This is a genomic window from Marivita sp. (assembly GCF_020055675.1).
GTDB lineage: Bacteria > Pseudomonadota > Alphaproteobacteria > Rhodobacterales > Rhodobacteraceae > Marivita.
The window spans coordinates 20,279-41,401 of the sequence record NZ_JAIPUS010000024.1; the positions used below are offsets into that span (position 1 = coordinate 20,279).

The 21,123-nt window shown below is 61.1% G+C and carries 23 protein-coding genes; 7 read left to right on the forward strand and 16 right to left on the reverse strand.

What is annotated here, in order from left to right; genetic code table 11:
- The first annotated feature begins 3 nt into the window (after positions 1 to 3).
- Complete coding sequence (locus LCF59_RS13925) at positions 4 to 1,194, forward strand: ABC transporter permease (RefSeq protein WP_292288217.1); 1,191 nt, start codon at positions 4 to 6, stop codon at positions 1,192 to 1,194.
- On the forward strand, positions 1,191 to 2,783 hold the full coding sequence (locus tag LCF59_RS13930) for an ABC transporter ATP-binding protein (protein ID WP_292288218.1): 1,593 nt from the start codon (positions 1,191 to 1,193) through the stop codon (positions 2,781 to 2,783). Before LCF59_RS13925 ends, LCF59_RS13930 begins: the two co-directional genes overlap by 4 nt.
- 113 nt (positions 2,784 to 2,896) lie before the next feature.
- On the opposite strand, the gene hemN is transcribed toward LCF59_RS13930, so the two are convergent.
- The gene (gene hemN, locus LCF59_RS13935) at positions 2,897 to 4,252 is read right to left on the reverse strand and encodes an oxygen-independent coproporphyrinogen III oxidase (protein ID WP_292288219.1); all 1,356 of its coding nucleotides are present in this window, start codon (positions 4,250 to 4,252) and stop codon (positions 2,897 to 2,899) included.
- Between the two features lie 59 nt (positions 4,253 to 4,311).
- Between hemN and fnrL the strand changes: the two genes are divergently transcribed.
- Positions 4,312 to 5,058, forward strand: coding sequence for a transcriptional regulator FnrL (gene fnrL, locus LCF59_RS13940; protein ID WP_292288220.1), 747 nt, complete (start codon positions 4,312 to 4,314; stop codon positions 5,056 to 5,058).
- Between the two features lie 6 nt (positions 5,059 to 5,064).
- On the opposite strand, the gene LCF59_RS13945 is transcribed toward fnrL, so the two are convergent.
- The 8 genes from LCF59_RS13945 to LCF59_RS13980 all read right to left on the reverse strand — a co-directional run bounded on the left by LCF59_RS13945 (position 5,065) and on the right by LCF59_RS13980 (position 12,581).
- Positions 5,065 to 6,177, reverse strand: a complete 1,113-nt coding sequence (locus LCF59_RS13945) for a TFIIB-type zinc finger domain-containing protein (protein WP_292288221.1) — start codon at positions 6,175 to 6,177, stop codon at positions 5,065 to 5,067.
- Between the two features lie 55 nt (positions 6,178 to 6,232).
- Complete coding sequence (locus LCF59_RS13950; RefSeq protein ID WP_292288222.1) at positions 6,233 to 7,360, reverse strand: SPFH domain-containing protein; 1,128 nt, start codon at positions 7,358 to 7,360, stop codon at positions 6,233 to 6,235.
- Between the two features lie 17 nt (positions 7,361 to 7,377).
- On the reverse strand, positions 7,378 to 8,343 hold the full coding sequence (locus LCF59_RS13955) for a DUF2927 domain-containing protein (protein WP_292288223.1): 966 nt from the start codon (positions 8,341 to 8,343) through the stop codon (positions 7,378 to 7,380).
- A 4-nt stretch (positions 8,344 to 8,347) separates the two neighbouring features.
- A complete protein-coding gene (locus LCF59_RS13960; RefSeq protein WP_292288224.1) occupies positions 8,348 to 9,547 on the reverse strand; it encodes a toxic anion resistance protein in 1,200 nt (399 codons plus the stop codon).
- Between the two features lie 31 nt (positions 9,548 to 9,578).
- On the reverse strand, positions 9,579 to 10,478 hold the full coding sequence (locus LCF59_RS13965; RefSeq protein ID WP_292288225.1) for a 5-bromo-4-chloroindolyl phosphate hydrolysis family protein: 900 nt from the start codon (positions 10,476 to 10,478) through the stop codon (positions 9,579 to 9,581).
- A gap of 173 nt (positions 10,479 to 10,651) precedes the next feature.
- A complete protein-coding gene (locus LCF59_RS13970) occupies positions 10,652 to 11,494 on the reverse strand; it encodes a hypothetical protein (RefSeq protein ID WP_292288226.1) in 843 nt (280 codons plus the stop codon).
- A gap of 11 nt (positions 11,495 to 11,505) precedes the next feature.
- Positions 11,506 to 11,703 carry a hypothetical protein gene (locus LCF59_RS13975; protein WP_292288227.1) on the reverse strand — a complete coding sequence of 66 codons (198 nt, stop codon included), beginning with the start codon at positions 11,701 to 11,703 and terminating at the stop codon, positions 11,506 to 11,508.
- An 86-nt stretch (positions 11,704 to 11,789) separates the two neighbouring features.
- Positions 11,790 to 12,581 (reverse strand): pseudouridine synthase, encoded by a 792-nt coding sequence (locus LCF59_RS13980; RefSeq protein ID WP_292288228.1) that lies wholly within the window; start codon positions 12,579 to 12,581, stop codon positions 11,790 to 11,792.
- Between the two features lie 62 nt (positions 12,582 to 12,643).
- Here LCF59_RS13980 and LCF59_RS13985 point away from each other — a divergent pair, with 62 nt between their 5' ends.
- Positions 12,644 to 13,105, forward strand: a complete 462-nt coding sequence (locus LCF59_RS13985) for a nucleoside deaminase (protein WP_292288229.1) — start codon at positions 12,644 to 12,646, stop codon at positions 13,103 to 13,105.
- The gene (locus LCF59_RS13990; RefSeq protein WP_292288230.1) at positions 13,102 to 13,647 is read left to right on the forward strand and encodes a pseudouridine synthase; all 546 of its coding nucleotides are present in this window, start codon (positions 13,102 to 13,104) and stop codon (positions 13,645 to 13,647) included. Before LCF59_RS13985 ends, LCF59_RS13990 begins: the two co-directional genes overlap by 4 nt.
- 311 nt (positions 13,648 to 13,958) lie before the next feature.
- Here the strand turns inward: LCF59_RS13990 and LCF59_RS13995 are convergent, their stop codons facing one another.
- From LCF59_RS13995 to clpS, 6 genes are all read right to left on the reverse strand, one after another.
- Entirely contained in the window at positions 13,959 to 14,246 is a 288-nt protein-coding gene (locus LCF59_RS13995; RefSeq protein WP_292288231.1) for a hypothetical protein, read from the reverse strand.
- Positions 14,247 to 14,373: 127 nt separating this feature from the next.
- Positions 14,374 to 14,865, reverse strand: coding sequence for a bacterioferritin (locus tag LCF59_RS14000; RefSeq protein WP_292288232.1), 492 nt, complete (start codon positions 14,863 to 14,865; stop codon positions 14,374 to 14,376).
- Positions 14,866 to 15,173: 308 nt separating this feature from the next.
- Positions 15,174 to 16,079: an oxygen-dependent coproporphyrinogen oxidase gene (gene hemF, locus LCF59_RS14005; RefSeq protein WP_292288233.1), complete on the reverse strand. Its 906-nt coding sequence runs from the start codon at positions 16,077 to 16,079 to the stop codon at positions 15,174 to 15,176.
- 91 nt (positions 16,080 to 16,170) lie between these two features.
- Entirely contained in the window at positions 16,171 to 16,974 is an 804-nt protein-coding gene (locus tag LCF59_RS14010) for an SDR family NAD(P)-dependent oxidoreductase (protein ID WP_292288234.1), read from the reverse strand.
- Positions 16,975 to 16,988: 14 nt separating this feature from the next.
- Positions 16,989 to 18,002, reverse strand: a complete 1,014-nt coding sequence (locus LCF59_RS14015; RefSeq protein ID WP_292288235.1) for a methyltransferase — start codon at positions 18,000 to 18,002, stop codon at positions 16,989 to 16,991.
- Between the two features lie 19 nt (positions 18,003 to 18,021).
- Positions 18,022 to 18,381: an ATP-dependent Clp protease adapter ClpS gene (gene clpS, locus LCF59_RS14020; protein ID WP_292288236.1), complete on the reverse strand. Its 360-nt coding sequence runs from the start codon at positions 18,379 to 18,381 to the stop codon at positions 18,022 to 18,024.
- A gap of 85 nt (positions 18,382 to 18,466) precedes the next feature.
- On the opposite strand from clpS, the gene LCF59_RS14025 reads away from it, so the two are divergent.
- Positions 18,467 to 19,165 (forward strand): HAD family hydrolase, encoded by a 699-nt coding sequence (locus LCF59_RS14025; RefSeq protein WP_292288237.1) that lies wholly within the window; start codon positions 18,467 to 18,469, stop codon positions 19,163 to 19,165.
- Positions 19,166 to 19,470: 305 nt separating this feature from the next.
- On the forward strand, positions 19,471 to 20,934 hold the full coding sequence (locus LCF59_RS14030) for a D-alanyl-D-alanine carboxypeptidase family protein (RefSeq protein ID WP_292288247.1): 1,464 nt from the start codon (positions 19,471 to 19,473) through the stop codon (positions 20,932 to 20,934).
- Between the two features lie 16 nt (positions 20,935 to 20,950).
- On the opposite strand, the gene ccoS is transcribed toward LCF59_RS14030, so the two are convergent.
- Entirely contained in the window at positions 20,951 to 21,109 is a 159-nt protein-coding gene (gene ccoS, locus LCF59_RS14035; RefSeq protein ID WP_292288238.1) for a cbb3-type cytochrome oxidase assembly protein CcoS, read from the reverse strand.
- Between the last annotated feature and the right edge of the window lie 14 nt (positions 21,110 to 21,123).

The window sequence follows — 21,123 nt, forward strand, 5'->3', positions numbered from 1 at the left end:
ACCATGGCGGCCAATCCCGAACCCGAAGACCGCGATATCGTGACCGAGCCCAGCCCGGCGGTGCCTGTTGCCCCGGTGCGTAGCCGCTTCACGCTGTCGCCGCTGAACCAGCGCCGCTGGAACAATTTCAAGCGGAACCGCCGCGCCTTCTGGTCGCTCATAATTTTTTGCGTGCTCTTCGGTCTGTCGCTGATGGCCGAATTCATCGCCAACGACAAACCGATCCTGGTGCAGTATCGCGGTGATTTTTATACCCCGGTCTTCACTTTCTACGCCGAGACGGATTTCGGCGGCGATTTCCGGACCGAAGCCGCATATCGTGATCCGGAAGTACAATGCCTTATCCGCACCGGCGGGTTGGACTCGTGCTTCGACGACCCCGAGGGCCTGATCCAGCAGGTCGATGACGGGTTGGTTCTGGACGGCGATTTCTACAAGGGGTGGGCGTTGTGGCCACCGATCCCCTATGACTACCAGACACCCGTGGACCGCCCCGGCGCGGCGCCCCTGCCCCCGAACGAGCAAAACTGGCTGGGCACCGACGACACCAAACGCGATGTCATGGCACGGGTCATCTATGGCTTCCGCCTGTCGATCCTCTTCACCCTGATCGTAACGACACTGGCAAGCGTTGTGGGCATCGTGGCAGGAGCGTTGCAGGGATATTTCGGCGGCTGGCTCGACCTGATTTTCCAACGGGTCATCGAGATCTGGACCTCGACGCCCTCTCTTTACATCATCATCATCCTGTTCGCGATCCTGGGGCGCAGTTTCTGGCTCCTTGTATTTCTCACAGTGCTGTTCGGATGGACCGCTCTGGTGGGCGTCGTCCGGGCCGAATTCCTGCGCGCGCGCAATCTTGAATATGTGCGCGCAGCCAAGGCTCTGGGCGTGTCCAACACGACGATCATGTTCCGCCACATGCTGCCCAACGCGATGGTGGCCACTTTGACAATGCTGCCCTTCATTGTCACCGGCACGATCAGCACCTTGGCGGGGCTGGATTTCCTCGGGTTCGGCCTGCCATCCTCGGCTCCCTCGCTGGGCGAGTTGACCTTGCAGGCGAAACAGAACCTTCAGGCACCGTGGCTTGGCTTTACCGCGTTTTTCGTTTTCGCGTTGATGCTGTCGCTGCTGGTGTTCATCTTCGAAGGCGTGCGCGACGCGTTCGATCCCAGAAAGACATTCACATGAGCAATATTCTCGAGGTGAACAACCTGCGCGTTGGGTTCCGGCAGGATGGACAGGTGCTGCAGGCTGTGCACGGCGTGTCCTTCAACATCGCGCGGGGCGAGACGGTTGCGCTGGTTGGCGAATCGGGCTCCGGCAAATCCGTCACCGCCTTGTCGACTGTCTCCCTTCTGGGTGACTCCGCGATCGTTGAAGGGTCAGTGCACTATAATGGCGAGGAAATGGTCGGCGCGGGCGACGGGCAACTGCGTCGTATCCGCGGCAATGACATCAGTTTCATCTTCCAGGAACCGATGACCTCACTCAATCCGCTTCACACTCTGGAAAAGCAGTTGTCGGAGTCGCTTGCTTTGCACCAGGGCGTGACGGGAGACGGCGCACGCGCCCGCATCCTGGAGCTTTTGCACAAAGTGGGTATCCGCGATCCGGAGAGCCGCCTGAACGCCTATCCGCACCAATTGTCGGGAGGGCAGCGCCAACGGGTCATGATCGCGATGGCTCTGGCCAACGGGCCGGAGCTGCTCATCGCGGACGAGCCGACAACCGCGCTCGACGTCACGATCCAGGCCCAGATCCTGCAACTTCTCGCCGATCTGAAATCCGCCGAGGACATGAGCCTTCTGTTCATCACCCACGACCTTGGAATCGTGCGCAAGATCGCGGATCAGGTCTGCGTGATGAAGGATGGCGAGATTGTCGAAACCGGCCCCACCGACAGGATTTTTAGCGATCCGCAGCATCCTTACACGCAGATGCTGCTCAGCGCGGAATCCACCGGATCGCCCATTCCCGTCAAGGAAGACGCCGAAGAGATCGCACGGACCGACAACCTCAAGATCTGGTTCCCGATCCAGAAAGGGTTCCTGAAGCGCACGGTCGGCTATGTGAAGGCCGTCAATGATGCGACCATCGCGGTGCGCGCTGGCGAAACGGTGGGGATCGTCGGGGAATCCGGATCCGGCAAAACCACTCTGGCGCTGGCAATCATGCGGCTGATCCAGTCGGAAGGCGGGATCACCTTTCGGGGCGAGAACGTGCGCGACTGGACCACGCGGCGCTTGCGCAAGTTGCGCCGCGAGATGCAGATCGTGTTCCAGGATCCCTATGGATCGCTCAGCCCGCGCATGACGTGCGAGCAGATCATCGCAGAAGGTCTCGGGGTTCACGGCTCCCCCGATGGGCGGTCACACAAGGAACTGGTGACAGACGTGATGCTCGAAGTGGGTCTCGATCCGGCCACGATGCACCGCTACCCGCACGAATTTTCCGGCGGCCAGCGGCAGCGCATCGCGATCGCACGCGCAATGGTCCTGCGGCCCAAACTGGTTGTTCTTGACGAGCCGACATCGGCGCTCGACATGACGGTGCAGGTGCAGATCGTCGACCTGCTGCGCGACTTGCAACAGAAATACGACTTGGCTTACCTGTTCATCAGTCACGATCTGAAGGTAATTCGGGCCATGTCGCACAAGGTGATCGTCATGCGCGCCGGAGATGTGGTGGAATATGGCGCCGCCGAAGATATATTTACCGACCCGCAAACAGACTACACCAAGACTCTGATGGCCGCCGCCTTCGATCTGGCCAGTTAGAATATGTCGGGCAAAATCGGCAAGCGATTTTACCCTCGACGGACACAGGCTTCAAATCGTGAGAGAGGGCCGCGTGAATGCGGAGGCCACGCGACACACTCTGGCGTCTGGCCCTAGATTGCCGAACTGTGACCCGCCGATGACAGCTCGTAGGCATCAAAGCTGCGGGCGATGATCCGGGTGAGCGGACGCGCCTCTTGCGGGACGAACAGGCCAGCATCATCAACAACCAAGAGATTCTCCAACTCCTTGTTCGTGTGGTTCAGGATCGCGCGCAATTCGGTTTCCGTGATGTCGTAATCGCGAACCAGTTCGGCGATGTCGACGCGGAAATCGCACATCAGCATTTCGATCATCCGTCCGCGCAGTTTGTCCTGCGGCGTGAACCCATGCCCGCGCACTGTCGAAAACCCACCGGCGCGAATGGCCTTTGTATAGGCCGACGTGGCGGGTGCGTTATGTGCATACCCTTGTGGGAATTTCGAGATCGAAGATGCGCCAAGCCCGATCAGCACGTCCGACGTGTCGTCGGTGTAGCCCTGGAAATTGCGACGCAATGTGCCCTTGCGCGCGGCAATGGACAGACCGTCCTCGGGGGTCGCGAAGTGATCGATGCCGATCTCGTCGTAATTGTCCCAGACAAACAGCTTGCGCGCCGTTTCAAACAGCTTGAGCCGTTCATCCGGGCGCGGCAGCGCGTCGGACGGGATCATTTGCTGGCGCTTGGCCATCCAAGGCACATGCGCATAGCCGTAAAGCGCCACGCGGTCGGGCGAGAGCGACAGCAGCTTTTGCACCGAATCGACAATCTTGCTGCGCGTCTGGTCCGGCAGGCCATAAAGGATATCAGCGTTGAGGCTCTGGATGCCACGCGCGCGGATCATGTCGACCGCACGTTTGGTCGTTTCGAAACTCTGCTCACGGCCAATGGTTTTCTGGATATCCGGATCAAAATCCTGAATTCCGATCGACGCGCGGTTCATCCCGGCCTCGAACAGCGTATCAAGGCGGGCAGCGTCAATCTCGTTAGGGTCGATCTCGACCGAGAATTCGTAGCCATCGGCGAAATCTGCCACCTCGCGCGTCGCGGCGGACAGATCGCGCATATGGTCCGGCGACAGCAATGTCGGCGTGCCCCCCCCCCAATGCAGCCGCGACAATCGCACGCCGCGCGGCAGGTGCCGCTTGAGAAGCGACAGCTCGTCCTTGAGCGTTTCGATATATGCCGTGACCGGTTCGCCACTTGCCGTGCCCTGGGTGCGGCAGGCGCAAAACCAGCACAGACGCCGACAAAACGGTACATGCAGATAAAGCGAAATCTCGGAGTTTTCCGGGATCGCTTCGATCCAGTTGGAAAAATCCACCGGCCTTACATCATTCTTGAAATGCGGTGAGGTCGGGTAGCTCGTATACCGAGGTACCTTCGCGTCGAATAGTCCCAGCCGGGAAAGTTGTGTTCTGCTAACCATCTGCTTAGTCTAGTCTGCGTGAAGCGCGTGCAGCTTTGATACAGATCAAGAACGAATATATGCTGAAACAAGACAACCTCTCCGTCACCCAGGACTGTCATGATTGTCCGATCCGTCACAGGGCCGTGTGTGCGCGGTGCGAATCGGATGAATTGGGTCTTCTGGAAGACATCAAATACTACCGGCGCTTCGAAGCAGGCCAAACGGTGATCTGGTCGGGCGACAGGATGGATTTCGTCGGTTCGGTTGTTTCGGGCATCGCGACGCTCACACAAACGATGGAAGACGGCCGGACACAGATGGTCGGCCTCTTGCTGCCCAGCGATTTCGTGGGGCGTCCCGGACGCGGCACCGCAGCCTACGACGTGGTCGCGACCACGGATATGGTGATGTGCTGTTTCCGCAAGGCCCCGTTCGAAGACATGATGAACCGCACCCCGCATATTGCGCAGCGCTTGTTGGAAATGACGCTCGATGAACTGGACGCGGCGCGCGAATGGATGCTTGTGCTTGGCCGCAAAACGGCGCGCGAGAAGATTGCGTCGCTGCTCTCGATCATCGCACGCCGAGACGCGACGCTGAACCTTGGTGCGCTCGACGGGCCAGTGTCGTTTGATCTGCCGCTCACTCGGGAAGCGATGGCCGATTACCTTGGCCTGACACTCGAAACGGTCTCGCGGCAAGTGTCAGCGCTCAAGAAAGACCAGGTCATCACGCTCGAAGGCAAGCGCCACGTCACCGTGCCGGACATGAGCCGGCTTCTCGAAGAGGCAGGCGACGATACGGATGGTGGGATGCTCGTCTGACGCTAGCTACTGGCTCATCGCCGCAACATAGCCGACACCGGCTGCCACGATCAGGCCAACGATCACGGCAAAAGCAATCTTCCATCCCGACCACGGACGTTCTCCCTGCACGGCGCCGGTGCGCCCGTTCACGACAAAGCGATACGTTTGACCCCGGTACTTGTAGGCAGCCAGCCAGACGGGCAACAAGATGTGCTTGAACGTCACGTCCGAGACTTGCGTGTCGATATCGTGAATTCGCTGGCGATCTCCACCGATATCGAATTTAACGTCGCGGGCGATCACGCGGTCCATATGGGTGCGCGCCTCGGCGTATCCGTCCCGAAGCTCGACGCCATAGGCTTCAGCTCGGAAACCAGCCAGAAATTCGGGGTGATACGGCTCCAGTGCCGCCAAATCCCAAGGCTCCAGCGCGTCGGTATATCTCTTCGGCAATGAAGTAGAGGCCAGCACAAGCACATCGTCGAAAAACCGTGCCACCCGACCCGACGCGGGCCGCCAGCGCACCTTGGCCACGCGCACGGTCTTGGATTTGCCATTCCGCTGCACGTGCCGTGTTTCATAGTAGATCGTACCGCGCTGCCCCCGATACGACGACTGGGTGTCGGCATCGAACGTCCAGTACGGCACATATATGCCAGTCATCTTGCGCCCGTTGCGCGCGTAGTCCTGCAACCCGTTCGGGGCAAACCACAGCCCGCCCAACCACTCGGTCATCGCGGCACGCGCGGTGTCCTCGTCCAGCGCGAAAGGCAAGAGGCCCTTTGGCTTGATATGGCGGTTGCGCCCGGTGTCGGCAACGACGGGCGTGGCGCAAAACGGACATTCCGCCGCGTGCACACCCGGGTCGAATTCCACCTGCGCGGCGCAGTTCGGGCATTTCGAGACGCGGGTTTCTTCCATCTCCTGCGATGGCAGCCGGTCCGCGATCCCGGCTTCGAACGCGATTTCGCGGATGTTGCCCCTGGCCCAAGGGCCAGGGTCCGCGATCTCGCCGGTATTGCCGCAATGATCACACAGCAGCACGCCGCTTTGCGGATCGAACCGGAAATCCGCGCCGCACTGATCGCAGGGAAAGCGATGTTCTTCTACGGGTGCCGTGAGCGTATCCTCGGACAAGAGGTCTGTCCCCTGCTTCTTCTCTTTTCAAATATGCAATCAGACCAACCGGCGCTTACGCGCTCGGAGGGGGTGGCGGCATGACAGTAAACAATTGCGCCAGCTCCATGACGTCTTCGGCCTTTTTCCAGCCATCCTGCCCCGGAGTCCAGACATAGCTGTCTCGGATCAGATTGCCTTCACGCGCCATCCGACCCATCGCGGCCTTGGAATACGGCCCCTTGGTCTCACCATTCTCGGCGACGTGCCAGACATGCTCGACCGGCGGGGGCGGAGGTGGCATCTGCTGCGACGCGCGGGCGGCGTCCTGCGCCTGCGGCGCCGCGCCCCAAGGGCCCGTCTTGGCTGCGGCGGCTTGGCCGATTTGCATTCCGAGCCCGGCCCCGAGACCCGCCTGAATGGCTGCGGCACCGCCGCCATCCTTGCCCAGCGCCTCGGCTGCCTGGAACTGCACGTATTCGGTCAGGTTGCCGATCACTCCCATCGACGATCGCTTATCGAGAACATCTTCCACGGCCGGAGGCAGCGAGATATTCTCGATATAAAGTTCGGGCAGCTCCAGGCCATATTCCGCAAGGGTGGGCGCGATTTCCTTGGCCAGCAACTGCCCCAGTTCACGCGTATTCGCGGCCATGTCGAGAACCGGAATACCGGACCGTGCAATGGTGCGCGAAAATTCCTGCACGATGATGTTGCGGATCTGATAACTGATCTCGTCCATCGTGAATTCACCGTCGGTTCCGACAATCTCGACCAGGAATTTGGCCGCGTCTGTGACGCGCACGGAATAGGTGCCGAAGGACCGCAGCCGCACCGGGCCGAACTCGGGATCGCGGCAGATGATTGGATTCTTGGTGCCCCATTTCAGATCCTGGAACCGGGTGGTGTTGACGTAATAGACCTCGGATTTGAACGGCGACCGGAAACCGTGATCCCAATGCTGGAGGCTGGTCAGGATCGGCATATTGTTGGTCTCAAGCATGTAGAGTCCGGGGGTGAAAACATCCGCCAATTGCCCTTCGTGCACGAAAACGGCCGCCTGCCCCTCCCGCACGGTGAGCTTGGCACCGTACTTGATCTCGTGGCCTTCGCGTTCGAAACGCCAGACCATCGTGTCGCGTGTGTTGTCCGTCCATTCGATGACATCGATGAACTGGCCGCTCAGGAAATCGAAAATGGGCATTTGGGGTCTCCGTTACGTCATCTTGGTCCGCCGCCCTTCAACTCGCGGGACAGCATCCGGACGATGGGGCGCACCTGATCAGCATTCATGCCGGGGGTCACGCGGGGACCATAAAGAATTTTCAGCAGCATTTCATCATGCGTCGTCAGAAGCGCGAATTCGTCGTCATCGTTGAAGATCGAGGGCCGCGCATTCGGGGCATCATTTGCAAGTCCAAGGCCCTGCGCCAGTTCTTCGTGATAGCAGGCACGGCGGGTCAGGTCTGGATGTTCGCTGCGAACAAGCGCGACAGCCTGCCGGTAGGCGCTCGCGCTGTTGTTCTCGGCGAACGCCACGACAAGGCAATGAATGGCGCGTGGGAGGTTGAGAAAAATCGCACGGGTCGACGCCTCCATGCCAGGCGCGATTCGGTCCAGCACGCTGCGCAGTTGGTCCTTGTCGTCCTGCCCCATCACCAGGACGTGGAAATTGACCTGATCCGACACAAGGCTGATCGGGTGCCCGGAGACACGCCTCAATCTACGGGTGTAGCTTTCCAGTGTCCTGCGGTCCTGCGCCTGATCGCCTTCTGACATGCTATCGCCAAAGATGACACCGACGCGCACGGGAACGCGCCATTTCTTGATTTCGCCCAAGGCCCCGCTTGACGGTTGCAGCCCCGCGCCGCGGGCATATTCCTCGGCGAGCGCGATCTGTTCGAAATTGCGGCTGAGCATCTCGTCGGTATAGGGCGTGTCCGTGCCCCCACCATCGACGCGCAACAGCCCTTGCGCCAGTAAATCCTGCTCCACGCGCGCATAATAACGGCGCAGCTCGATCGACGCATCGGATGGGCGAGCAGGTTCGCGCTCGGGCGCTGGCGGGTCGGGGCGCACCTGCGGTTTGGCCGCAGCCGCGGGCGAGTCCGTCGCGATGGGATCGCAGGCTGACAGCATGGCAACCGCGGCGCAGGACCACAGGATATGAGACCAGCGCCGCGACATTGGCTTACTGGTCCGGCATCGACGTGGCCGACGTGTCGCCAACCCCGTCCTTGCGGGCTTTGGCCGCGGCCAGCGTATCACGCAGCTCGCCTTCCATCTTCTTAAGCTCCTGCTCGGCTTCGGCGCGCTTGGCTTTGCCTTCATCGGCGATTTGCAGGCTTTCCTGAATGGTCCCGATCAGATCCGCATTGGCCTGTTTCACCGCGTCGATATCGAAGACGCCGCGCTCCATTTCCCCGCGGATCATCTTGTTGCTCTCGCGCAGGTTCTTGGCGTTCGAAGTCAGCAATTCGTTTGTCAGGTCATTGGCCTCACGGACTGCGCCGGCCGCCTCGGCAGAGCGCTGAATGGTCACCGCCTGTGCCAGCTGGGTTTCCCAAAGCGGCACCGTGTTGACCAGCGTCGAGTTGATCTTGGTAACCAGCGACTTGTCGTTTTCCTGAACAAGCCGGATCGACGGGAGCGATTGCATCGTCACCTGGCGCGTCAGCTTCAGGTCGTGCACGCGCCGTTCCAGATCGTCACGCGCGGCCCGCAGATCGCGCAATTCCTGTGCCTTCATCACCTGGTCATCGTCGGCGGCGGCCTGAACCTCGGCCTCCTTGGCGGGTATGTCGGTATTGTCCAACTCTCCGATTTTTTCTTCGCCCGCGGCGATGTAAAGCGCCAGTTCATCGTAGAATTGCAGCGTCTTTTCATACAACAGGTCAAGCGATTTGATGTCCTTGAGCAGCGTATGTTCGTGACTGAGCAGGTCATCGGTGATCCGATCGATCTGGCCCTGCACTTTCTCGAATTTCGCCGTGAACTTTGCAAAAGGCGTCGCGCGACCCAGCAGCTTTTCCCACCAACTGCGTTCGCGGCGCACGTCCAATTCGGAGACCGAAAAGCCCCGGATCGTGCTTACAATTCCCCGAAGACTGTCCCCGGCGGGCCCCACATCCTTGTTGCGCACATCCGCCAGCATGGATTGCGAGATTTCCTGCAATTCGGCCTGCGCATTCGAACCGAACGACACGATGGACTGGGTGTCCATTATGTCAATCTCGGCCATGCGTGACTGAATTTCCTCGCTCAGGGCCGGATCCGCCTGTGCCAAGGGCACGACGGCATCGGCAGGTTTGGGCTCGGGCAAAAGAACGGCGTTCACCTCTTCGACAAGGGCAAGCGAATCCTGGGCTTTGGCACGGACTGTTTCGGACATGTATCGTTCCTCTAAAACTCGTTTTTCCACGTTATTCCATTTCGCGGTCAATATGCACGCCTTCGCGGTGCAATCGGTCGCGCAAAACCTCGATTTCGACGGTCAGGTCGGATCGGTCATCCAGCAGCATCTTGCGCGTTCGCGCAGTAAAATTCTGCTCCAGATCGTTCAGCAATTCGGCGTATTCGCTGCGCGCCTGCGCATCTCCGGTCCGGGCGTAGACCTCGGCAAACTTGACGGTCGCATCGCGCGCGCCCATCAGGTAAACACCCAGATACTTTCGCGCGCCGGTCAGATCCCGTGGGTCTTCCTCGACAGTGCGGAACAGCTCTCGGGCCGTGGTCTGAAACGCCTCGACACGGGCAATCATCCTGCGATCGCCTGATCGCGCAACCGCATCACGCATCTCGGAAAGATAGACCTCGGCCTTGTCGACGACCCGCGACACGCGATCCTGTTGGAGGGTATCAATGCCTTCCATGCCCTTGTCACGCATCGGGTCAATGCCGAACGCACCAATGTGCAACACGGTGGCTGACGCCCCGTAGATGATCGGCGCAATCAGGCCCGGCTCTTTGGAAAATGCAGCAATGCCGACCCCGGCTCCGGCCAGAACGGCTGCGGCGATCTTGCGCGGAAACGCCGGGCGGCGCGCCACCTTCCGCGCGTCGTACTTTGCCTCTGCCGTCAACCCGCCGCGCAGGAGCCATGCGCCCAAAAGCAACACCCCCGCCCCGACAAGGCCAAGCCCCATGCCGATGGCACCCTGACCGATAGATGTGAAGCCAAGAACCACGGGCGGAAGGAACAGCAGGTTTGACCGGGCGCCGACCGGATCGACCTTTGCGCCCTTGAATCCTTTGCGTGGCGGCAATTCGGATTTTTCAGACGCACCATCGGGGCTGTATTTTCCGCCAAACCGCTGCGCCACGCCTACAGACCTCCCAGCCAGCCGCTGGTCACACCGAGCAGCACGGCAAGAAGAAAGGCGTAACTGACCCGCTGCAGGCCGACACTCGACATGAAATACCCCTTTCTCAAGTCTTGCGCAGAACTTAAGGGATGTGAGGTGGGCTTACTAGGGGGAACACGTCCAGCTTCTGCTCAGACCTTGAGATTGCGGTGCTTCCGATCAAACAACAGGTTTGTCTGAAGCTCAAAATTGTCGCGGCCATCGGCGATGCCACTCCGTCGGGCGCGCGCTTCGAAGGAGTCGACCATGATCTGAATCTTGTTGTCGAATTTTCTTCGCTGAAGCGCAGTGATCTGGCCGTCAGGTGAATTCAGCAAAGCGGCAAATTCGGCCTCCATCTTTGCCAGAAGTTTCGACACCGAAGGCGCAATCCTTTTCAGGGTCGGTGTGCCGAAATCAATCGTGCTGAGCAGACCCATAACCGTGTCAGATGCAATGCGGGTTCGCGCATACAGCTCGTCATCCGCGACCTGTTCAAGGTCGGCAAGCAAAGCCTCGAACCGGGTGTCGAAGTCGTCATATAGCGCCTGGCTGACAATACGCAGGCGCGCTTCCGGGGTGTCCATGCCCTTGTCGCGCATCGGATCAAGACCGAAAGAGACAAGGCACAGGATAAAGGTCGAAAACCCGATTACCATGGAGATCATCGGGACCGCGATCTTCGTTGAGGCCAAAAGCCCGATCACCAGCGCAATGAGGCAGTTCCCGATCAACTTGAATGGAATCTTCGGCCGCGGGGCCACTTCGGCCATGCTATAGGCCAGATGTTGCTTTTGACCGACCGACAGGAACACCAACCCGACCGCGAACAAAAGGATGATCAGCAAAGCTGACGCAAACCCGGCGACGGTGCCATCCAGCAACCACAGGATCAGCGGGCAGGTTGCCAGAACCATGAAGCCCACGGGCACCTCTTCCACCGGGGATCGCTTGCCCAGCGCCGCGCTCTTATCATAATCGACAAAGTCGCTCATCGCCGTGTTTATCATAGCAACCCCAAACCGAAAATGGTGAGCCACAGCACCACGAACGCCGCCCAGGACGCTGTTGCGCCTTGCGCACGAATACGGTGCATCGCACCCCGCACTGCCTTGGAGGTGTCATCGGCGACCGTTCCAAGATTCGACAGAACCAGAAGCACAGATGTCACGAGGACCGCGGAAGTTACGAAAGTAATCAACATGCGAGCAAGGTCGCCGCAAATCCGGGCAGAAAATGGGCACTCGGGGGGTAAGATAAGGGAGTCTTTTCAACCCTGTCGTGACTTGGTTAACGCCGGACCTGCCTCCGCTTTCTGGTCCTGGCGGGAGCGGCCTTTGGGTCTTCGGCCATTTCGAGTCCCAATTGGTCCCGTACGACCTTGCGGCGCAGCTCTTCCACCGCGCCCGGTTTGAGATCCGCCAGTTGGAACGGGCCATAGGACAGGCGAATCAGCCGGTTCACCGTCAATCCAATGTCGGCCAAGGCCCGCCGCACTTCGCGATTCTTGCCTTCACGCAGCCCGATCGTCAGCCAAGCGTTCGCGCCCTGCTGTCGGTCGAGCGTGACGGTCATCGGCTGAAAGCGCTCTCCATCGACAACAAGACCCTTGCGAAGCGGCTCGAGGATGTCTTCCCTGACGTGGCCCTTGACCCGCACGCGATACTTGCGAAGCCAGCCAGTCGAGGGCAGTTCCAGCTTGCGCTTCACACCCCCATCATTGGTCAGCAGCAGCAGGCCTTCGGAATTCAGATCGAGCCGCCCGACGCTCATCACGCGGGGCATATCCTCGGGCAGCTTGTCATAGATGGTCGGGCGGCCCTGCTCGTCCTTGGTCGTCGTCACCAGGCCAACCGGCTTGTGATAGAGCCAGAGCCGCGGCGCGTCGGGTGCGCCCACGGGTTTGCCATCGACCACGACCTTGTCGCTTGTCGTGACATTCAGGGCCGGGCTGTCGATCTTCTTGCCGTTCACCGACACCCGGCCGCGCGCGATCATCTGCTCGGCCTCGCGGCGGCTGGCAAGACCTGCGCGGGCAATGACTTTGGCAATCCGGTCACCAGGTGGCGTGTTCTGTGTCATGTCGCGTGGCTTAGTCGAATTCAAACCCTTGGGAAAGCGGATTGCGCGGTTTATGAGGGGCCATGCAGTTCCGGTCCAACATGTCTGTCGCCCTCGAAGAAGCCCGCGAGGCCGCCGCGCGGGGGGAGGTGCCTGTCGGGGCTGTCGTGGTGGCTCCGGATGGCACGCGTGTGACGGCCGCTGGCAACCGGACGCGGGAGTTGAACGACCCGACCGCGCATGCCGAGATGTTGGCGCTGCGCGATGCCTGTGCCCTGCTGGGCGTGGAGCGGCTGACCGGGCACGATCTTTACGTCACTCTGGAGCCTTGCCCGATGTGCGCCGGGGCGATTTCGAACGCCCGGATCCGGCGGCTATACTTCGGCGCGGACGATCCGAAATCCGGCGGTGTCGCGCACGGCGCGCGGGTGTTTTCGCACCCGCAATGCCATCACACCCCGGAGGTCTATGACGGGCTTGGCGCGGCGGAGGCGGAAGCCTTGCTGAGAGCGTTTTTCGCGGACCGGCGGCGGGCGGGACCATGACGCGGGTGATCCTGTTCAACAAGCCGGCCGATGTGCTGTCCCAGTTCACCGACAAGGGCACCGAAGGCTCGGCGCGGCGGACGCTGTCGGAGTTCATCGACGTGCCGGGTGTTTATCCGGCCGGGCGGCTGGACCGGGACAGCGAGGGGTTGCTCGTCCTGACCGATAACGGGCGCTTGCAGGCGAAGATCAGCAACCCGAAATTCCGGTCCCCCAAGACCTACCTGGCGCAGGTCGAGGGGGTGCCGTCAGAGGACCGGATCGACCAGCTTCGGCGCGGCATCACGTTGAAGGACGGGCCCACGCGGGAGGCAGAGGTGGAGGTGATCGCGGCGCCGGATTTGTGGCCGCGGGTGCCTCCGGTCCGGGTCCGCAAGACGGTGCCGGACGCGTGGCTGAGGCTGACGATCAGGGAAGGGAAGAACCGGCAGGTGCGGCGGATGACGGCCCATGTGGGGCTGCCCTGCCTGCGGCTGGTTCGATGGTCCGTGGGGGAATGGAGCCTTGACGGGATCGCACCGGGAACCTGGCGGGACGCCTGACAGAGATCGGCGTCCCACGCATGGGACGATACTTGGATAAATGAAATCAATGGGTTATGGCGACAGATTTACCATTTGTTAGGGAATAGCACGCGCAGCGGCAGTCCTGTGGCCCCGTCCCGACCTTTCCCGAAGGCTGGTTCGAAACGGTCTGAACCCAGCGCGGCCCCCTTCAGAGGCGTCGGAGGGTCCGAGCTTCGGCCTGTTGTTGGCTTGCAGCCCGCGCGGCTGCCATGTGGCGGCGGGCATGGCCCGCAAAATTGCGATGCCCGCCGCCGGTCAGGTATTGAGGATACCTGTCTGCGCTTTGTTCATTTGAAGCGGGAGGTTGCCCTGTTGAACGCGTCGGACATGCTGTCCCAAGCCTTGTCGAAGCCCGACTTCATGTCGTCCCATGCGCTGTCGCTGGCCGCGCGCATCTCCTTGAGCTTTACCTCGGCTTCATCACGCTGCTTGCGCGCCTCGTCGAGTTGCTTCTGATACTCGACCTTCGAATCGGCCTGTGCCTCCTCGACCTTCGCCTTCATCTTGTCGATCTCGGCATTCCACTGGTCGATCTGCGCCTTGGCTTTTTCGATATATGCGTTCTTGTCGGTCATGTCTGGTCCTTTCATGGGTTGTGACTGTTGTCGGTTTCAGGCTCCGGACCCCCGCGTTTTGGTGCGACCCGGGCCGATACAGGCCTGACTGGCTGCGCCAAACTTGCAGCACGGCGGCTCAAGCGGGTTACGCTTCGCCGCCGGCACTTTCTCCGCTCATGTAGATCGACATGAAGGACGGCTCGCCCATCCGCTTCAGTGTCGCGAGCTGGCGGTCGAGCCACTCCCAGTGGCCCTCCTCGTCCAGCACGATGGTTTCGAACAAAGAGCGGGTTCCGATATCGTTCGCGTCGGCGGCGTCTTGCGCCGCCTTGCTGTAGAAGTCGATCGCGCCCTTTTCCTCGGACTTGTCGGCCTCGAAGAGGCTTTCAAGGGTCTTTGCCATCTTGGGGGTCTTTGTCGCGCTCAACTCGGGCGTGCCGCCCAGGAACATGATGCGGTCGATGAATTGGCCGGCATGGCCAAGCTCTTCGTGCATCTCTTCGCGCATGCGGCTGGCCAGCTTGTCCAGTCCCCAATCCTCGAGTGTGTGGGCATGCAGCAGGTACTGATTGACGGCGGTCAGCTCCATCGCCAATGCGGTTTGCAGGTTCTCTATACTCTTGCTCTTGTCTGTCATGCGTGTCCTCGTTTGATTCCGCGGATCAATCAAAGGTATGCATGTTTCAGACGGTTTAAACCTTTGGCGCCAAAATCGCGCGGCGTTGACCACCGGAGCCTCCGGTCGCCTTCTTTGCCGGTTCTGTCACTTCGGCACATGAGATTTCGGCCGTCACGCGCTTTTGCAGGCCGCGCTCATCGCCTGGGCGCCGGCCGCTCGTTCACTGGACCGTACAGTGATTCTGCCGTTCGGGGGCGTTTTTTTCCGGCGAACGGGCGCTGCCACGCAACCGCGTCAGGTGAATTCACTCTGCGCGCAGGCGGTGATCACACCCATTTCGCCAAGGGCGGCAGGCTCATCAACACGGCATTGGCATCATGCCCGGTTTCCAGCCCGAACTTGGTGCCCCGGTCATAGACGAGGTTGTATTCGGCATAGAGGCCGCGATGGACCAGCTGGGTGTCCTTGTCCGCATCGGTCCACTGCTGCACGCGGCGTTTTTCGACCAAGGGGAGAAAGGCCGGCAGGAACGCGCGGCCAATATCCTGTGTCATGGCGAAATCCGTGTCCCAGTCACCGGTGTTGTGATCGTCCATGAAGATGCCGCCGACACCGCGTGCGCGGCCCCGGTGGGGGATATAGAAATAGTCATCGGCCCACGCCTTGAGCCTTGGGTATTGGTCGGCCCCATGCGGGTCGAGATGCTGTTTCTGGGTGGCGTGGAAATGCGCGGTGTCCTCGGGGTATTCGATGCAGGGGTTCAGATCGGAGCCGCCGCCGAACCACCAGGCATGCGGGGTCCAGAACATGCGTGTGTTCATATGGACCGCCGGGCAATGCGGGTTCTGCATATGCGCAACCAGGCTGATGCCCGACGCCCAGAAGCGCGGATCGTCTTTCATGCCGGGAATGCCCTTGCGCGCGGCCATGGCGTGTTGCGCGCGGTCGCCCAGCGTGCCGTAGACGGTGGAGACATTGACACCGACCTTTTCGAACACGCGCCCGCCGCGCATGACGCTCATCAATCCGCCACCGGCATCCGACCCATCGTCGGATTTGCGCTGGGTTTCGGTCACGTCGAAGCGCCCCGGTGCGGCGTCGTTCAGCGGGCCGCTATCGTGGCTGTCTTCGAGCCCTTCGAAGGCGGTCACGATCTGATCGCGCAACGTGCGGAACCATGCTGCGGCGCGGTCTTTTTCGTGGGTAAAATTCGAAGCGGGCGTGTCCGTCATGTCGATGTCCTCTGATTGTGACGCAACACTACAGCGCAGACGCGAAATCACAAGCCAGTGCAAGGGTTTGGAGCGCCCTGCGCCCTGTCGGTCAATGCGCCGGGGCGTCGACCGCATCGACCAGCGTGCGCCCGCCGTCGATTGTCATGATCTGGCCGGTGATGAAACCGGCCCCTTCGCTGGACAGGAATTGCACCGCCTGCGCCAGTTCGGACGGGCTGGCAATGCGGGAGAGCGGGGTGTTTTCCTCGATCTCTTCGCGGAAGCCGTCGTTTTCCCTGAGCGATTGTTTCAGGCTGGCGGACATGACGGAGCCGAGGGAGACGGAATTCACGCGGATGCGGTATTCGGCCAGAGACACGGCGAGCGAGCGGGTGAGCTGGTCCAGCGCCGCCATGGAGACGGAAAAGCCGAGCAGTTCGGGCTGGGTCCGGCGCGCCGCGATGGAGGACAGGTTTATGATCGCGCCGGCCTGTCCCTCTTCCTTGCCCTCGGCCTGTTTGATCATGCGGTTGGCAACCATCTGCGACAGGCGAAACGTATTCGTCACGTTTTGCTGCATGAGCGATTCGAGCGTCATGTCGTCCAGATCGAGCGGGTTCGAAGGCAGGACCTGACGGCTTGCATTGACGAGGATATCGACACGGTCGAAGGCGTCGATGGTGGCAGAGAGCAGGTTGGCCAGCGTCAGCCGTTCGCGCAGATCCCCGGCATAATACCGGATGTTGCCGTCCTCCTCGGGGAGGGCGCCGCATTCATGCGCGAGGCGTGCCTCGTCCATGTCGGCAAACATGACGTTCGCCCCACGGTCGACGAAATGCCGCGCGATGGCCAGGCCGACGCCATTGGCGGCACCGGTCACGATGGCGGTCTTGCCTTCGATTGAAAATGACATCGGCGTTTGTCCTTTTAGCGGCGTCTTGTGCGCGCGGGCGTATCGGGCGTCCGGGGCTGGTCGGCTTGCAGGATTTTGAATCGCGGGTCGTCGCCGCGGTCTTGCACCGTGCCAAAGCTGTTCGCCAGTGTCGTCTCATAGGGCAAATGCCGATTCGCGACCATGAAAAGCGTGCCCTTGGGTCTGAGAAGCCGCGCCGCCGCACGGATGAAGGCCTGGCCCAGCGCGGTGTCGGGGGTGCGGCTGGTGTGGAAGGGCGGGTTCATCACCACCCAGTCGAGCGTGCCGCGCGGGCCCCATGACGTTGCATCTGCCCAATGGAAGGTCACGCGCGGGTCGGTGACATTGTGTTCGGCGCAGGCAAGGGCGCGGTGGTCCGCCTCGACGAGGTCGATCCCGGTCACACCGGGGATTTCGAGCAGATGTCTTGTCAGAAACCCCCAGCCGCCGCCAAGATCGGCGCCCTGTCCCTTGAGCGATTTGGGCAGGCCGTCCAGCAGCGCGACGGACCCCGGATCGGGGCCATCGGCCGAGAACACGCCGGGTTGAGTGATCCACCCGTCCGCCACAGGAGCCGGGGCCGGCAGCGCGCAATCGGCGAACGCCGTGCCGGCGTGGAACCAGAACAGCTTGCCATGCGCCTTTGCCAGCTGCCCTTCGAGCGTGACGCGGGATCTGGCAAATTTCAGCATCGCGTCGATGCCATCGGTTTTGGCCCCGTCGACCAGCACCAGACCACCGGGGGCCGCCTGTTCCGCCTGCGCGATCAGCCCGCGGGCCAATTCGCGACTGCGCGGCAGGGTGACGTGGACGATATCGGCAGGTCCGGTCGCGTGCGTTGTCGTCTCAAGGCCCATTGCTGCGAAATGATCGAAGGCCGGTTTGACGTTGTGCTGCACCGTCACGTCACAGCCGTGCAACAGTCCGGGATCCGAATCGATACCGGGTTCCATCAGAACGACCCGGCTCTGGTCGGGCAGGTCGAACGCGCCTGTCTGGAGGCCGTGGGCAAATCTTGCGAGGGTCATGGGACGGCCGGACCTCCGGCTATTCCTTTTCCATGGTGCATTGCAGCGGATGCTGGTGGCGGCGGGCGAAATCCATCACCTGCCCAACCTTGGTTTCCGCGATCTCGTGGCTGAAAACACCAACGACGGCGACGCCTTTCTTGTGCACGGTCAGCATGATTTCAAAGGCCTCTGCATGGGTCATGCCGAAAAACCGTTCCAGCACATGCACGACGAATTCCATCGGGGTATAGTCATCGTTCAGCAGCAGCACCTTGTAGAGCGGCGGGCGTTTCGTCTTCGTCCGCGTTTCGATGACGACATTCGTATCGTCATCCTCGTTCGACGGAGGCCCCGCGAGGGGGCGGACGGACGTGATCGGGAGCGACAAATGTGTCATGCGTGCGCAAGAGCCTTGGGTTCTGTACATGTCTTGGAGCATATAACCTGTCCTGGCTTGGAGAAAAGAGGCGCGAGACCACGATATGGCCCGAAATTTACAAACCATCGGTTTCGATGCCGATGACACGCTTTGGCACAACGAGCGGTTTTTCAAACTGACGCAGGCGCGATTCGAAGAGCTTTTGTCGGATTATACAGATGCCGCCATACTGCATGACCGGCTTCTGGAGGCGGAGCGCCGCAATATCGGGCAATACGGGTTCGGGGTCAAAGGCTTTGTCCTGTCGATGATCGAAACAGCGATAGACGTGACCGACGGGGCCGTGCCGGGGCATGTGATCCGCAAGTTGCTGGATGCCGGCCAGGACATGCTGGCCCATCCAATCGAGCTTTTGCCACATGCCATGGACACGGTGGAGGCGCTGGCCCATGACTATCGGATCGTGCTGATCACCAAGGGCGATCTGCTGCACCAGGAACGCAAGCTCGCTCAATCCGGGCTGGGAGAGGTGTTCGATGACGTTGCCATCGTTTCGGAAAAGACGCCCGACACCTATGCATCCGTCTTCGGCGCGCACCCCGGAGGACCGGGCCGGGCGATGATGGTGGGCAATTCGATGCGATCTGACGTGGTCCCGGCAGTGACGGCAGGAAGCTGGGGTGTGTTTGTGCCGCACGGGATCGAGTGGGACCTGGAAAAGGCCGACCCGCCGCAAAGCCCCAGGTACCGGACCATCGAAACCCTGGGCGATTTGCCGCCGCTGATCGCGGAAATCGGCTGAACGCCCCCCCCGCATTGCTGCGCCTGGTTAGGGAAAATGGCCCAGGTAGTAAGCGAACGCCCCGGGCGCGCAACATGTTGCGGAGGTTGCCATGAAATCAGGCTAAAAACGTATAAAAATAAGCGCTTTATCGCTCACCTCTCATGTGCTACTTTTGTCATTAATAAAAAAGCCGACCGGAAAAATTCGGCGGCGTGAGGCAGATAAAGGCGGATATCGTGACAGGACGGCGTAAAGTGCCGGGCCGGGTAGGCCTGTACGTGATCACTGCAATTTGGCTGGCCGTGCTTTTACCATTCAGCGCAATGGCCGCGCCGTATGCGGGAATGGTCATGGATGCCCGAAATGGCGAGGTGCTCCATTCGGAAAACGCCGACACACGGCTGCATCCGGCCTCTCTTACGAAAATGATGACGCTGTATGTCGTGTTCGAAGCGGTTCAGAACGGCGAAATCACCATGGACACCAAGGTTCGCATCTCTCGCAACGCGGCATCCGAACCGCCGTCGAAATTGGGCCTGCGTGCGGGATCGACGATCCAGCTGCGCTACCTGGTGCGCGCGGCTGCGGTCAAGTCGGCCAATGATTCCGCAACGGCGCTTGCCGAGGCGATCTCGGGATCCGAAGCCGCATTTGCACGGCGGATGAACCGGACGGCGAAAGCGCTGGGGATGACGCGCACCACGTTCAAGAACGCGCATGGCCTGACCGAAAGCGGGCATCTGTCGACCGCGCGGGACATGACGATCCTCGGGCGGCATGTTCTTTATGACTACCCGCAGTATTACAACCTGTTCTCGCGTCGAAGCACACATGCGGGGCTCAAGACCGTGGCGCACACCAACCGCAGGTTTCTCAACAGCTACCAAGGGGCGGACGGAATCAAGACCGGGTACACACGCGCCGCCGGTTTCAACCTCACCGCCTCGGCCGAACGCGGCAGCGAACGCATCATCGTGACGGTGTTCGGCGGCAATTCGACCAGAACACGCAACGCACAGGTGGCAAAGCTGATGGATCTGGGGTTCCGCAAGGCGCCAAGCCGGATGGCCCTGCGCAAACCGAGCAAGCCACCCTATCTGGGGCCGGATGCGTCGGGGGCGGATGAGGTGATCATTGCCAGCAGCCAGACCCCCTCGACGAGCACGCGGGCAAAGTCCATTCGGGTCGTTGCCGCCGCCGTGAAATCGAGCCTGCGGCCCCAGGCGAGACCTGTTGCCGAACCCGCCCTGCCGGACATGTTGGTCGCCGAATTGCAGGACGACATTCAATCCGTCCTGGCCGAGGTGCAGACCGAGGACGTGCAGGAGGTTGCCGCCACAGCCGCCAAGCTGGCGCTGGCGGGCGCGCCGGTCGAAACCGCCCAGGCCGCCGAGATCAGCGCGGCCAAGACCGCGCCAAGCGCATCGCCCAAGCCGGTTGTGCGACCCAGGACCTTGGTGCTGGCCTCGGCCAGCAACGACAGCAACACGTCGGATGCGCCCGCGACAGACCGCAAAGCCGAGGTCGTGACACGTATTTCCACGTCTGGCGGACGGCATTGGGGGATCAATGTCGGACGCTATCCCAGCCGGTTCGCAGCCGAAAAGGCACTGCTCAAGACCGCCTTGGCCGAAATGTCGACGCTGGACGGATCGTTGCGCAAGGTGGTGAACGGCGCGCGTGGGTATGATGCGAATTTCATGGGGCTGACGCGGGAGGCCGCGGATCTTGCGTGCCGCAGGCTTCAGGCGCGGCAAGTTACGTGCTTCATGATCGGGCCAAGCTGAGGCCCGATGCCGGGTGTCAGGGTTTTGGGTGGTCGTCGTAATCGTCCGACAATATGCGCTGCGCCGCACCTTCGGGGTCTTCGTATTGGCGCGACTTGACGGTAAACACGAACGCCGCAAGCCCGATCCCGCCAAGGATCAGCGATACTGGAATCAGGTAGGCAAGCACGTTCATCGACAGCTCCGCTC